Consider the following 13,234-nt stretch of genomic DNA (forward strand, 5'->3'; position numbering starts at 1 on the left):
TCAGGGGGTCTTGTACGCGGCGGCCTGGGCGGCGGGCGACACGGCCAGGTAGTCGAGCGCGCGCTGCGTCGAGCACTCGCGGGACGGGTGGTAGTCGCGCCGCAGGTACGTGCGGGCTGCGGACACCATGAACCGGTTGCTGGGGAACAGCCCGCGCCGCACGGCCCGCCGGTAGTCCCGGATCCGGGGGCGGACGCCCTTCAGCGTCGGGTCGGCCCGGCACAGGTACGCGGCGCCCGCGTACACCATCAGCGGCAGCGCGAGGACGCCGAGGAAGAACGCGAAGAAACGCGTCCAGTACCGTCCGGCGACGTGCTCGTACACGTCGAACGCGACGGAGCGGTGCTCGACCTCCTCGGCGCCGTGCCAGCGCAGCAGGTCCATCATCGTCGGGTCGGCGCCGGCGTCGTCCAGCTCGCGGGCGTCGAGGATCCACTGGCCGAGGGCGGCGGTGTAGTGCTCGATGCCGGCGATGATCCCGATCCGGACGTCCAGCCACCGCCGCCTGGACATGAGCGGCAGCGGCCGCCGGTCACCGAGCAGCCGCGTGAACATCCACTCGATCCGATCGGTGAGCGGACGCGGGTCGAGGCCCTGCGCGAGCATCTGCCGGTCGAGAACGCCCTGGTGAGAGTAGGCGTGCACGGCCTCCTGGCCCATGAACCCCTTGACCTCCTTGTGAAGGCGCGGGTCGTCGGCCACGAGCGGGAGCGTCTGCTTGTAGACGTGCACGAACCATCGCTCACCGGCGGGCAGGAGCAGGTGCAGGACGTTGATGAAATGCGTGGCGACGGGCTCGTCCGGGATCCAGTGCAGCGGCGTGTCCGCCCAGTCGAACCTGACACGCCGCGGGGCGATGACGGGGTGCCGCTCGTCGATCTCGCTCATCCGCTTCCTCCCGTGCCATGACCACCACGCAATTGGACGAAGCATCCAATATGGCCGGGGCGACGGCCCGCGTCAAGGGGCGGGCAGCCCTGCGGAGGCACCCGCCTCGCAAGCCGTACGAGTTGCCTTAATAGCCCGTCCGCCCTTCAACGGGGTGGTTAATATCGGAGCGGCATTTCGGCGCACGAGACGGCAAAGGCTCCCATGACAGATCATGAGTTCGACCTTGACAAGTTGCTACGCGCCTCCGAGCGCCAGGTGGCCAATGCCGAAGAGATGAAGTCGCGGACGGCCGAACTGCTGGGTCGCGCGGAATCGGACGATGGCCGGATCAAGATCGAGTGGGGCCCTCTCGGTGAGCTGGCCAAACTCCAGATCGATCCCCGCGCGCTACGCACAGGGTCAGAGAACCTCGCCGAGACGATCGTCGAGGTCGCGGCTGCCGCCAAGCAGGACCTTCAGCGTCAGATGGACGACCTCACCAGCGAGATATTCGGCCCCGGAGGCAACCCGGACGAGATCCAGCCCGACCCTGCGGAACTCCAGGAGACGATCGCCGGCATCCAGGACCTGTTCACCGGCGGCCTGCGGGACGCGACCAAGATATTCGACCAGATGCAGAGGAACTTCGGACGATGAGCACACTCTTCGGCACCGGCGAGTTGCTGTTCTCCGACGATGTCTTCACTGATTGGGAAGGCACCGTGCTGGCCAGGGTGAAGCGCCCGCGCCAGACCTGGCGCACGATGTTCACTTCGGGCGGGAATCTCCAGATCGTGCGAGCGGACGAGACACTCCTGTTCGAGATGCCCAACGTCGACACCAGCGGTGTGGACGAACTGCGGGTGGAGACGGTCGACGGTATTCTCCCGGCATCGATCAAGAAAAAGAGGAGGCTGTTGCCCCTGAAGCTGGAGTACACCGTCCAGGACGATACGGGCACGTCCATGGGAACGATCAAAACCAATCCGGCCTGGAGTCCCGTGGAGGCCGAAGAGACGTCCGGCTCGCCGGTGGCCACCGTCCGGCTCAGCGGCGCTCACTCCTGGACGGTTGACCTACAGGCGAACACTTCCACCAGCTGGGACGTGGTGATGCTGGCCATGGTCATCATCGCCGACGAGATGCAGGGCGAGCTCTCCGGAATGGGTTGACCCGTCACGTCGCGGCACTGCGGTTCCGCCATTCCCCCAATCCGTGCGCCTGCACGAGTTCCCGCACCTCTCTGACCCGCTCGGGCGGGAAGGAGTCGCGTTCGTCCATGACCACCGTCAGCACGATCTGACCGGGTGGTTTCTCCCGCCGCCGGATGTTCTTCGGCACCTCAGGCATTCGCGAAGCATCGAACCAGAGGATCAGGTTGGCCCCCACATCCTTGCGGCGCACCAAGCCGACCGCCTCAATGGCTTCCGGCGGAACCACGTCCCGCTTTCCACCCACCTTGTAGACCAACCCCTCAGGTGTCAGCAGCAACATACTCGGCCCCACACGGAGCATGGACTGCGTGATGTAGACCATAAGGGTCAGCAGAAGTCCGGCCACCACAAAAAGGCAGATCCCTACCCAGCCACCGAGCCTTAATCCCAGCCAGGTCGCTCCACCGGCAATGATGATTAAGGAGCCGAAGACCAGCGGAAGCCCCTTGGCGGTGTTCTCGAACACCACTTCCTGCGGCGGCGACGTCAAAGTATTCTCCAGTTCTTACGAGGGAGGAAGTGCATCGGTCCGCTTCACAAAGGAATCGCCGTACTTCTCCCCTAGCCCGGTGACAGGCCGAGTCACAGTCGGTGAACCCCCAGCAGGGATGGTGCCCTCCTTGGCACCGGGGATGCCTACGTCGGCCGTGCCCTTCACGCCACCGCCCCTCTCGAACCAGGACCGCATGTTCTTAGGGATCTTCGCCTGCGGGAACTTGTAGATCGCACCGAGGTCGGCGCCGCCCAGCTTCTTCCCCTTCATGAACTGAGCGGTCAGTTTCTGCTCCAGGAGGGCGAGGTGTCCTTTGGCCACATCGTCCGCGCTGTTCACCGCCGCTTGGGCGAAGTCAGGGTAGGCGGCGGTGTTCCCCGTGAGCATCTGGCCCGTCACATCGATGGCCATCAGCCCTGCCAACGTGGCGGCGGCCCCCTTCCCGAAGGTCTCCAAACCTTTCTCAGCCGACTTCAGAGTCATGTAGAGCTGACCGGTGATCACCTTCGCCTGCGTCTGTACGGCGATGAGCGCGGGCCCGGCCCACACGTTCACGACGGGAAGCCGCGCCATGACCTGCAACGCCAAAATGATCATCGCGTAGATGAAGATGATCGTGGCGAAGGCCCACATCATCATGATGAACATGGCGATGAGCATGGCCATGATCTTCAGGATGACGTGGACGGAGACGGCGAAGGCGTAGGAGAGCCGGATCTGGTTCTGATAGTCGTGCAGCTTCTTGTCGAACGCGTCGCGGTCCTTGCCCGACCAGTCGCGCTCGCTCAGCGACTTGAGCTGCGCGGTGACCTCCTTGTCGGCCGCGACCAGCCGCTGCTTGACCTCGTACCACTCGTCGGCGGCGTCCCAGAGCTGCCCCGGGTTCGACTGCGCCTGGTAGATGATGGCGACCATGGACCAGGCGTTGGGGATGAAGAAGGCCGCGATGGTCGCTTCCCAATAGGCGGCCTTGGCGACGTTCTCGAGGGCGCTCAGGCCGTTGTCGGCCACACCAGTCTCCTACCAGGCAGGGGGCTATTTGCTCTGTGGTGCGCTCTTCTTGTCCGCTTCGCGGAGGATCTCGGCGGTCTTCCTGAGCTTGGCGTCGTAGTCCGTCAGGACCTTCTCTTTGGTGATGAGGTCGACGTCGGCGTACTCGGTGGCCTGGGTGTAGGCGTGAGCCAGCGGAATGCAGAACGTGGTGAACGAGGTGGCCTCCACCGCCCGCGGCGCGCCGTTGAGGTGCTTGCGTGCCGCAGTCAACTCCTGGCCCACCGCTCTGATCAGCTTGCCGCCGAACGCCTCGATCACGGGAGGGTCGAATTCCACGCCACCACCGGCGGCGGTCACCGGCGCATTCCCGAACGGTGAGATCGGCAGCGCCGGCCGCATGGTCGCACCCGGCCCGTTGCCCGGGGTTTCTGGTGGTGCCATGCCGTCCTTTCGACTCGACCGCACCGACCCCGCCACGCGACAGGCCGTAACGACACCGGAAAAGTTCAGCGGCAGCATAGCAGCGCCCAGTGGACCTGTTTTCCTATTGCCCACATTCACCGCACTCGGCCGACTGCGCGAATGGTCACGACCGGCGCATCATTCCTGATGGGACCACTTACTTATGATCAACTTCGAAGGAACGATGGAAAGGACGAGCTAGCCGGACGGGGCGAGGACAACGTCGACGGTCAGGTCGGCCGGGGCGTCCTCCAGTTTCAGGTCGGCGATGCGTCCGGCGGCGGCCAGGTCCGGGCGTGCGATGCGCATCACCTCGGCGCCCCGCACCACCGCGCGGGACACGTCGGCGCGCATCGACGCCTTCGCCTCCGACTTCGCCTTGCGGACCTGCCGGAGCGCCTCCCCCGTCGCCGCCAGGACGCCCGGGTCGCCGCCCGGCGGCAGCTCCGCCACCGCCGGCCACGACGCGGCGTGCACCGACCCCTGCCGCCACCACGACCAGACCTCCTCGGTCACGAACGGCAGGACGGGCGCGAACAACCGCAGCAGAACCGACAGCGCCGTGCGCAGCGCGGCCCGCGCAGACTGGCCCTCCGGCCCGTCGCCGTAGGCGCGTGCCTTGACCAGTTCCAAGTAGTCGTCGCAGAACTCCCAGAAGAACCGCTCGGTGCGCTCCAGAGCACGCGCGTAGTCGTAGCCCTCGAACGCGTCCGTCGCGTCCTGGAGGACCCCGGACAGCGTCGCCAGCATCGCCCGGTCGAGCGGCTCCGTCACCGCCGCGTCCGCGCGCACCTCCCCCAGCCCCAGCACGAACTTCGAGGCGTTGAGGATCTTGATGGCGAGACGGCGCCCGACCTTGATCTGGCCGGTGTCGAACGCCGTGTCGGTGCCCGGACGCCCGCTCGCCGCCCAGTACCGGACGGCGTCGGACCCGAACTCGCGCAGCAGGTCGATCGGCGTGACGACGTTCCCCTTCGACTTCGACATCTTCTTGCGGTCCGGGTCGAGGATCCAGCCGGACAGAGCGGTGCCCTTCCACGGCAGCGACCCGTGCTCCAGATGCGCGCGGACGACCGTGGAGAACAGCCACGTCCGGATGATGTCGTGCGCCTGGGGGCGCAGGTCGTAGGGGAAGACGCGGCCGAACAGTTCGGCGTCGCGCTCCCAGCCGCCCGCGATCTGCGGGGTCAGCGACGACGTCGCCCAGGTGTCCATGACGTCGGGATCGCCGATGAAACCGCCGGGCTCGCCGCGCTGCCCCTCGGTGAACCCGGGCGGGGCATCGGACGACGGGTCGACGGGCAGCGCGCCCTCCGCCGGGACGATCGGCGCGTCGTAGCGCGGCTCGCCCGCCTCGTCCAGCGGATACCAGACGGGGATCGGCACGCCGAAGAACCGCTGCCGGGAGATCAGCCAGTCGCCGTTCAGGCCCTCGACCCAGTTCTCATACCGGGCCCGCATGTAGCCGGGGTGCCATTCCAGCTCGCGGCCCCGCGCGAGGAGCTCCGCCCGGACGCCCTCGTCGCGACCGCCGTTGCGGATGTACCACTGCCGCGTGGTGACGATCTCCAGCGGCTTGCTGCCCTTCTCGTAGAACTTCACCGGCCGCGTGATCTTGCGGGGCTCGCCGTCCAGGTCGCCGGACTCGCGCAGCAGCTCGACGACCCGTTCCTTGGCGGAGAAGACGGTCTTGCCGGTCAGCTCGCCGTACGGGTGCGCGGGGACGCCCTCCGGCGGGTCGGCGGCGAGCCGCCCGTCCCAGCCGATGATCGCGCGCGTGGGCAGGTTCAGCTCGCGCCACCAGGTGACGTCGGTGACGTCGCCGAACGTGCAGATCATCGCGATGCCGGACCCCTTGCCGGGCTCGGCCAGCCGGTGCGCGACGACCGGGACCTCGACGCCGAACAGCGGCGTGCGGACGGTCGTCCCGAACAGCTCCCGGTACCGCTCATCGTCGGGGTGCGCGACCAGCGCGACGCACGCGGGCAGCAGCTCGGGCCGCGTCGTCTCGATGTAGACGGGCCGTTCGTCGCCATGGAACCGGATCCGGTAGAAGGCCCCGGCCTGCTCGCGGTCTTCCAGCTCGGCCTGCGCGACGGCCGTGCGGAACGTGACGTCCCACAGCGTCGGCGCCTCGGACAGGTACGCCTCGCCCCGCGCGAGGTTCCGCAGGAAGGCCCGCTGGGACGCCGTCCGGGACACGTCCCCGATCGTCGTGTACAGGTGCCCCCAGTCGACCGACAGGCCGACACGGCGCCACATCTCCTCGAACGCCTTCTCGTCCACCGCGGTGAGCCGCTCGCACAGCTCGATGAAGTTGCGCCGCGAAACGGGCAGCTGCCGCTTGGGGTCGGGCTTGGCGGGCGGCTCGAAGTCCGGATCGTACGGAAGGGACGGATCGCACCGCACTCCGAAGTGGTTCTGGACGCGCCGCTCCGTGGGCAGGCCGTTATCGTCCCAGCCCATGGGGTAGAAGACCGCCCGACCGCGCATGCGGTGATACCGCGCGACGGTGTCGGTGTGGGTGTAGGAGAAGACGTGGCCGACGTGGAGGGAACCGCTCACGGTGGGCGGCGGGGTGTCGATCGAGAAGACCTCGCCGCGCGGTCGTGTGCGGTCGAAGCGGTAGACGCCGCCGTCCTCCCAGGCGCGTACCCACTTCTCCTCCAGGCCGTCCAGGGAGGGCTTGGAAGGGACGCTCGGGGTACGCGGCTGCTCTGTCATGGATCAATCGTATTGACCGGGCCCCGCATCGCATCCCGATTACCGGCCCGAACGCGACGATCACCGGCGGACGGTTCCGGTAGCGTCGGAACCACAGGGACGACTGGAGGACGATCATGGCGGACAAGGGCGACCTCGGCTGGCGGGTGATGGCCGGCGCCGCGGCCTTCGCGGGCGGCTTCGTCGCGAAGAAGGTCATCACGCTGGCCTGGAAGAAGAGCACCGGGAAGGAGCCGCCGACCAATCCCGAGTCCCCTGAGGTCGCGCTGACCGAGGCGATCGGCTGGGCCGTGGTCATGGGCGTCGGCATGGAGCTCGCCCGCCTGCTCGCGACCCGCGCCGCCGCGAAGCAGTGGGCCAAGGGCACCGGCGAGCTCCCGTCCAACCTCAAGACCGAGGTCTAGGGGGAGGGTTCAGCGCGGCGGACGCGGGCCTGGGAGCGGGGGTGGGGTTCCCAGGTTCTGGCGCAGGTCGTGGCGGATCTTGGCGGCCAGGGCCTTGGTGGCGGAGCGGTTGAGGGCCGCGCCCGCGGCGGCGCCGGTCAGGAACGGGCCCATGGTGCCCAGGCTGCGGCCGAAGGTGCGCAGCATGCGTTTGCGCAGGGCCGACTTGGCCGCCGTGCCCAGGGCGCTGGTGAGGGAACCGGCTTCCAGGGGGTTGATGCCGCGCTGCCGGGCCCAGGACGTGACGAACGCGGCACCGCGGGCCGTTCCGGTGCCCTGGACGGTGATGCCGTACACCTCGTGCAGTTCGGCGATCATCTTGACCTCGATGGCCGCGACGACGAGGGTCTCGGCCGCCAGCTGAGCGGGGGCGGTCAGCAGCAGCGGCGGAGCGGCGAACTGCACGGCGGCGAGCGCGCCGCCGGCGGCGCCGACGGCGGTCGTGCTGTTTCCGGCCACCTTCACGATCTTGTCGGCGAGTTCCTCGCCCATCAGGCCGTGATGGTGGGCCTGCAGCGTCTCGAGGTCGCGGATCGGGATGTGCGGGGCGGCCTCGACGAGCAGGTCGCCGAGCCACCGGCCGCGCGCGACGCCCGCGGCGCCTGCTCTGCGGGTCTTCTGGCCGAGCAGTGCGGCCAGACGGCCGAGCAGGCGGCCGCGGGTCTCGCGGTCCATGTTCTCTTCGGCGGTGAGCCGTCCGACCAGCTCACCGAGTTCGGCGGAGCCGTTCCGGCGGGACGGCTCCCTGTCCTCCTGACGTTCGATCTCTCCCGGCACCCTGCGGCCACTCCCGGTCAGGCGGCGCACTCGCGGCAGATCGGCTGGCCGTTCTTCTCGGTGGCCAGCTGGCTGCGGTGGTGCACCAGGAAGCAGCGCGTGCAGGTGAACTCGTCGGCCTGCCGCGGAACCACCCGGAAGGTGAGCTCCTCGTTCGACAGGTCGGCGCCGGGCAGCTCGGCGACCTCGCCGGCGTCCAGGTCTTCGTCGATGATGCTGGCGGCCTTGTCGGCCCGCCGGGCCTGAAGCTCCTGGAGGCTGTCCTCGCTGAGGTCGTCGTCTGTCTTGCGTGGGCTGTCGTAGTCGGTCGCCATCTTCTGTCTCCATCCCCCTCAGTGCTTTATGCGCCCCGTCGCGCGGAACTAACGCTCGGGGGACCGTTCTTGTGCCCGATCCGGGCGGGAAATTCTGTCACGGTTGGTGACCTGCGACACACAAGGCGCGACCGTTCCCACGAGTGACACCCGTCACCCGCATCTCGTCCCCGAAATGTGTCTTCTGTCACATATCAGTCGGATGTCGTGGTGCGGTGGCGTAATCGAGGCTCCCCGCCGCGGATCGCGCGGCGGTCGGGGATCATATCGGTCCGGGGGACGTTGTGCGCACCGACCTGCCCGGCGCGGCGGGACGGCCGATCGGGCAGGTCGGACATCGAACCAGACTCTGCAGTGAAACGTCTGAACTAACGCGATATCGTGCCCGCTTGAGGTTGGGGGCGGACCCCCTGCGGGGGACTGCCCGGCGATCGCCGGCGGAAGGCCCTCGCTACGGGGTCCGGCGCACACTATCGCGGGACATCACTGCGGGTCACTGGAGGGTCAGATGCCGGATGCCGCTCCGCTGGAGCCGGGCGATCCTAGGGCACTCGGACAGTACGAGGTCGTCGGACGTCTAGGCGCCGGGGGTCAGGGCGCCGTCTTCCTGGGCAGGACGCCGGGAGGCGAGTACGTCGCCGTCAAGCTGCTGCACGCGCAGATGGCGAACGACCCGGCCGCGCGGGCCCGGTTCACCCGTGAGGTGGCGGCGGCGCAGAAGGTCGAGCCCTTCTGCACGGCGCGGGTGCTGGAGGCCGACGTCCACGGCGACCAGCCGTACGTCGTCAGCGAGTTCATCGACGGGCCGTCGCTGCACGACGTCGTCGCGCACGACGGACCGCGGAGCGCCCAGGAGCTGGAGCGCCTCGCGATCGGCACGGTGACGGCGCTCGCCGCCATCCACGAGGCCGGGATCGTCCACCGCGACTTCAAGCCGAACAACGTCATGCTCGCCTCCGACGGCCCGCGCGTCGTCGACTTCGGCATCGCCCGGACGGTCAACTCGCAGGAGAGCGCGGTGACCGCCACCGGCATGGTGGTCGGCACCCCCGGCTACCTCGCCCCCGAGCAGCTGACCGGCGCGCCGCTCACCCCGGCCGTGGACATCTTCGCCTGGGCCGCGACGATGGTGTTCGCCGCGACGGGCCAGTCGCCGTTCGAGGCGGACACGCTGCCGGTCATCATCAACCGGATCCTCAACGAGGACCCCGACCTGTCCGCGCTGCCCGCCGGGCCGCTGCGCGACCTGATCGGACGCTGCCTGTCCAAGGACGCGGGCCTGCGCCCGCCGGCGGCGCAGCTGCTGCTGAACCTGCTCGGGCATGTCGGCGTCGCGCCGGGCTCGCAGGCGGGCGGTCCTGACGACCTGCTCAACCAGGGCACCCGGATCGCCTCGCAGCTCGCGCCGCCGCCCCCGGTGCCGCCCGCGCCGCGCCCGGAGCCGCCGCGGCAGCAGATCACCCCGCCGCCGATGCCGATGCACCAGGCCGGGATGCCGCCGGGGCCGAACACGCCGCCGCCCCAGCCGATCACGCCGCCGCCGATGCCGATGTACCAGGGCGGGCCGACCCCGCCCGGGCCACCGCCGCCGACGCAGCCGCGGATGCCGATGGGGCAGCCGGTCCCGCCGGGGCCGGGGTACGGGCGGCCGAAGCAGTCCGGCGGCGCCGGGCCGATCATCGCGATCGGCTGCGGCGTGCTCGCGCTGATCGTCATCATCGTGATCGTGGCGATCGTGGTCGTCGCCGCCAACAGCGACGATCCCGACCCGGATCCGTACACGCCGCCGACCACCTACACGCCGTCGACCGACACGCCGACCGGTACCTCGACGCGCGGCGGGCTCATCGGCGTGTGGACCGGTGACGGCAACCAGCCGGGCGCCGGGACGGGACGCACGAGCTTCGACGTCCGGTTCACGCTGGTGTACTCCAGCGGCATCGCGACCTACTCCTACCCGTCCGGCGCCCAGGACGACTGCCGGACCCGGCTCACGCACCTGTCCGGGGACAGCGGCAGCTCGCGGATCGAGTACCAGGAGACCCCGTACGCGGGCATGAGCGGGAACGAGTGCGCGCCCGGCTACGTCACGTTCATCCCGTCCGGGTCTGGGACCACCATGCGGTGGGAGTGGCGACAGACACGCTCGGCCGCGACCGCCCAAGCGTTCGGGACCGTGAGCAAGTGACGGACGAGGTCACACCGCTTCGCGCGGGTGACCCGTCCCGGCTCGGCGCGTACACCCTGACCGGCCTCCTCGGGGAGGGCGGTCAGGGCACCGTCTATCTCGGCGAGGACGAGCCGGGCCACCGGGTCGCCGTGAAGCTGCTGCACGCGCGGTTCAGCGGCGACCCGAAGGCCAGGGCCCGGTTCGCGGCCGAGGTCGCGGTCGCCAAGCGGGTCTCGGCGTTCTGCACGGCGCGCGTCCTCGACTCCGACGTCGAGGGCGACCGGCCCTACATCGTGAGCGAGTACATCGACGGCCCGCCGCTGTCGCGGGTGGTGTCCGAGCAGGGCCCGCGGCGCGGCACCGATCTGGACCGGCTGGCGATCGGGACGATGACGGCCCTCGCCGCCATCCACCAGGCGGGCGTCGTGCACCGCGACTTCAAGCCCGCGAACGTGCTGCTCGCGCCGGACGGCCCGCGGGTGATCGACTTCGGTATCGCGCGGGCGCTGGACGCGACGGGCACGATGTCGAGCACGGCCGTCGGCACGCCCGCCTACATGGCCCCCGAGCAGATCTCCGGGGCGCGGGTCGGGCCGGCGGCGGACGTGTTCGCGTGGGGCGCCACGATGGTGCACGCGGCGACGGCGCGTCCCGCTTTCGGGCACGACTCGATTCCGGCGGTCATGCACCGCATCCTCAACCTGCCGCCCGACCTCGGCGACCTGCACGCGCCGCTGCGCCAGATCGTGGCGGACTGCCTGAGCAAGGACCCGGCGCTGCGGCCCGCGTCGCAGCGCGTCCTGGCGCACCTGCTGGAGCTCGCGGGGAGCCGGCCGCGGCAGGGCGCCCGGCCGGACGCCCCCGGCGACGACTCGGTGATCCTCACGCAGGGCGCAGCGACCGCGGCCACCGAATCGGCGCGGCTGCGGACCGTGCAGCCGCCGCCGCCCCGCCCGGCGCCGGCCGGGATGGCGCCGCCCGGTGGGGCGTGGCCGCCTCCGGCTCCGCCGCCCGGCGGGCAGGGATACGCCGCGACCTGGCCGTCCTCCGCCTCCCCTGACATGGGCACCGACGTCCCCCGGCCGCCGAGACGGCGCGGCGTGGGCGTGCTGGCGAGTGCGGGCGGCGCCGCGCTGGTCGCCCTCGTCGTGGCCGGAACCGCGATCGCCGTCAAGCTCGCGGGCGACGGCGACCCCGACCCGACCACGACGTCGGCGGGCGGCCGGACGGGCGGCACCTTCCAGATGGCGACGCGCGGGGTCACCACCAGCGGCGACGAGATCGACCCGTCGCACGCGTTCAGCGGAGCCGAGCGGTTCCTCACCAAGCAGCTGTTCACCGGCCTGACCGAGCTCGCCCCGGACGGCACCGCCCGCAACCGCCTCGCCACCCAGATCACCCCGGACGCGTCCTGCCGCCGGTGGAAGATCCAGATCAAGGACGGGACGACGTTCAGCGACGGCAGGCCCGTCGACGCGCAGGCGTTCGTCCGCGGCTGGGACCGCAGCGCGGCGACGGACGCCGGCGGTGGCGCCTACCTGATGACCGACATCGCCGGCTTCGCCGAGCTCTCGGGCGGCAAGGCCGAGACGATGTCGGGGGTCAGAGTGGTGACCAGCACCATGCTGGAGGTCACGCTCACGTCCCCCAACTGCGATTTCCCCGCGCGGCTTTCCGAGCCCGCGTTCATGCCCGTCCCCGAGGACGCGGGCAGGCCCGACAACGAGGCGTACAACATCAGGCCCGTCGGGAACGGGCCGTTCAAGCTGCAGGAGTACCAGAAGAACAGCCGGGTCTCGCTGGTGCGCAACGACGCCTGGGCGTTCGGCAAGACGAAGCTCGACGGCGTCGACGTCCGCATCAGCGGCGAACCGGCCCTGGGACGCGCGGCCTACGCCGCCGGCGAGGTCGACTGGTACACCGTCGGCACCGACCAAGTCGGCGCCGCCCCGAAGAACGAGCTGATCACACGGCCCGCGCCGTTCACCCGCATGCTCGTCCCGATCACCGCGCGCCCGCCGATGAACTCCAGGGACGCCAGGCTGGCGGTGTCCTACGCGATCGACCGCGAGAAGCTCGTCGCGCTGGCCGGAGGTTCCTACAAGCGGGCTCACGGCATCGTCCCGGCGGGGGTTCCCGGCTTCGGCGGGCCCGGCGCCTGCCCGTCGTGCGACGGGACGGACCCGGCGAAGGCCAAGGAGCACGCGGCGCGGGCGGGCCTCAAGCCAGGGACGGAGATGCGGTTCTACTACCGGGGCTCGACCGCCGACGAGAAGCTGGTCGAGGTCGTCCGGCACTCGCTGGAGTCGGTCCTCGGCTGGAAGATCGACGCGCGGGCGATCCCGATCAGCGAGTACGAGCGCTTCCGCAAGGAACTCGTCAAGGACGACGCCTGCGGCCTGGCCTTCTTCTCGTGGGGCCCCGACTACCCCGGCGCCTACTCGATGCTGTGGCCGCTCCTCGGCGGCACGGTGGTGGCGACCAGCACGAACAGCCACCACAACCTGTCCGGCTGGAAGAACGGCGGCTTCGACAACCTGATCTCCACCGCGCTGCGGACGCAGGACGCGGCGTCCCGCGCGAACCTGTTCCGGCAGGCCGAGAAGGTGGCGCTGGACGACATGGCCCTCATCCCCCTGGTCAACAACGGAGCGGCCGCGGTGCGCAGGAGCGGCAAGTTCGTCGGCCTGGAGATGGACTACGACGGCGACCCGACCGTGGCGACGGCCGCGCTCACGTAGGCCGGCGTAGGAGATCAGCCGCGCAGGGGATCA

General features: G+C 70.0%; 12 protein-coding genes. 5 read left to right on the plus strand and 7 right to left on the minus strand.

The features are described 5' to 3' along the window. The gene (locus ACH34S_RS17775; RefSeq protein WP_395953759.1) at positions 1-888 is read right to left on the minus strand and encodes a metal-dependent hydrolase; all 888 of its coding nucleotides are present in this window, start codon (positions 886-888) and stop codon (positions 1-3) included. Positions 889-1,092: 204 nt separating this feature from the next. Here ACH34S_RS17775 and ACH34S_RS17780 point away from each other — a divergent pair, with 204 nt between their 5' ends. Together ACH34S_RS17780 and ACH34S_RS17785 are read left to right on the plus strand one after the other, a co-directional pair. Beyond that, a complete protein-coding gene (locus ACH34S_RS17780) occupies positions 1,093-1,527 on the plus strand; it encodes a YbaB/EbfC family nucleoid-associated protein (protein ID WP_395953760.1) in 435 nt (144 codons plus the stop codon). Next, positions 1,524-2,042: a hypothetical protein gene (locus ACH34S_RS17785; protein WP_395953761.1), complete on the plus strand. Its 519-nt coding sequence runs from the start codon at positions 1,524-1,526 to the stop codon at positions 2,040-2,042. The genes ACH34S_RS17780 and ACH34S_RS17785 overlap by 4 nt, the downstream gene beginning before the upstream one ends. Positions 2,043-2,046: 4 nt before the next feature. On the opposite strand, the gene ACH34S_RS17790 is transcribed toward ACH34S_RS17785, so the two are convergent. The 4 genes from ACH34S_RS17790 to valS form a co-directional block, all read right to left on the minus strand. Further along, on the minus strand, positions 2,047-2,574 hold the full coding sequence (locus tag ACH34S_RS17790) for a hypothetical protein (RefSeq protein ID WP_395953762.1): 528 nt from the start codon (positions 2,572-2,574) through the stop codon (positions 2,047-2,049). Positions 2,575-2,589: 15 nt separating this feature from the next. Then, positions 2,590-3,588: a hypothetical protein gene (locus tag ACH34S_RS17795; RefSeq protein WP_395953763.1), complete on the minus strand. Its 999-nt coding sequence runs from the start codon at positions 3,586-3,588 to the stop codon at positions 2,590-2,592. Positions 3,589-3,612: 24 nt separating this feature from the next. Then, the gene (locus ACH34S_RS17800) at positions 3,613-4,089 is read right to left on the minus strand and encodes a hypothetical protein (RefSeq protein ID WP_395953764.1); all 477 of its coding nucleotides are present in this window, start codon (positions 4,087-4,089) and stop codon (positions 3,613-3,615) included. A gap of 141 nt (positions 4,090-4,230) precedes the next feature. Then, a complete protein-coding gene (valS, locus tag ACH34S_RS17805) occupies positions 4,231-6,756 on the minus strand; it encodes a valine--tRNA ligase (protein ID WP_395953765.1) in 2,526 nt (841 codons plus the stop codon). Positions 6,757-6,872: 116 nt separating this feature from the next. On the opposite strand from valS, the gene ACH34S_RS17810 reads away from it, so the two are divergent. Continuing rightward, entirely contained in the window at positions 6,873-7,160 is a 288-nt protein-coding gene (locus tag ACH34S_RS17810) for a DUF4235 domain-containing protein (RefSeq protein WP_395953766.1), read from the plus strand. Positions 7,161-7,169: 9 nt separating this feature from the next. On the opposite strand, the gene ACH34S_RS17815 is transcribed toward ACH34S_RS17810, so the two are convergent. Next, entirely contained in the window at positions 7,170-7,976 is an 807-nt protein-coding gene (locus ACH34S_RS17815) for a hypothetical protein (protein ID WP_395953767.1), read from the minus strand. A 17-nt stretch (positions 7,977-7,993) separates the two neighbouring features. Next, entirely contained in the window at positions 7,994-8,290 is a 297-nt protein-coding gene (locus ACH34S_RS17820) for a DUF4193 domain-containing protein (RefSeq protein ID WP_067893074.1), read from the minus strand. 508 nt (positions 8,291-8,798) lie between these two features. On the opposite strand from ACH34S_RS17820, the gene ACH34S_RS17825 reads away from it, so the two are divergent. Together ACH34S_RS17825 and ACH34S_RS17830 are read left to right on the plus strand one after the other, a co-directional pair. Continuing rightward, entirely contained in the window at positions 8,799-10,478 is a 1,680-nt protein-coding gene (locus ACH34S_RS17825) for a serine/threonine-protein kinase (protein ID WP_395953768.1), read from the plus strand. Then, a complete protein-coding gene (locus ACH34S_RS17830) occupies positions 10,475-13,201 on the plus strand; it encodes an ABC transporter substrate-binding protein (RefSeq protein ID WP_395953769.1) in 2,727 nt (908 codons plus the stop codon). The genes ACH34S_RS17825 and ACH34S_RS17830 overlap by 4 nt, the downstream gene beginning before the upstream one ends. Positions 13,202-13,234 lie beyond the last annotated feature (33 nt).

It is taken from the genome of Actinomadura sp. 3N508 (assembly GCF_044326375.1).
Taxonomy (GTDB): domain Bacteria; phylum Actinomycetota; class Actinomycetes; order Streptosporangiales; family Streptosporangiaceae; genus Spirillospora.

Coding starts and splice junctions, on each gene's coding strand:
- ACH34S_RS17810 (WP_395953766.1), top strand. CDS start 6,873: ATGGCGGACAAGGGCGACCTCGGCTGGCGGGTGATGGCCGGCGCCGCG.
- ACH34S_RS17820 (WP_067893074.1), bottom strand. CDS start 8,290: ATGGCGACCGACTACGACAGCCCACGCAAGACAGACGACGACCTCAGC.
- ACH34S_RS17775 (WP_395953759.1), bottom strand. CDS start 888: ATGAGCGAGATCGACGAGCGGCACCCCGTCATCGCCCCGCGGCGTGTC.
- ACH34S_RS17780 (WP_395953760.1), top strand. CDS start 1,093: ATGACAGATCATGAGTTCGACCTTGACAAGTTGCTACGCGCCTCCGAG.
- ACH34S_RS17800 (WP_395953764.1), bottom strand. CDS start 4,089: ATGCTGCCGCTGAACTTTTCCGGTGTCGTTACGGCCTGTCGCGTGGCG.
- valS (WP_395953765.1), bottom strand. CDS start 6,756: ATGACAGAGCAGCCGCGTACCCCGAGCGTCCCTTCCAAGCCCTCCCTG.
- ACH34S_RS17785 (WP_395953761.1), top strand. CDS start 1,524: ATGAGCACACTCTTCGGCACCGGCGAGTTGCTGTTCTCCGACGATGTC.
- ACH34S_RS17825 (WP_395953768.1), top strand. CDS start 8,799: ATGCCGGATGCCGCTCCGCTGGAGCCGGGCGATCCTAGGGCACTCGGA.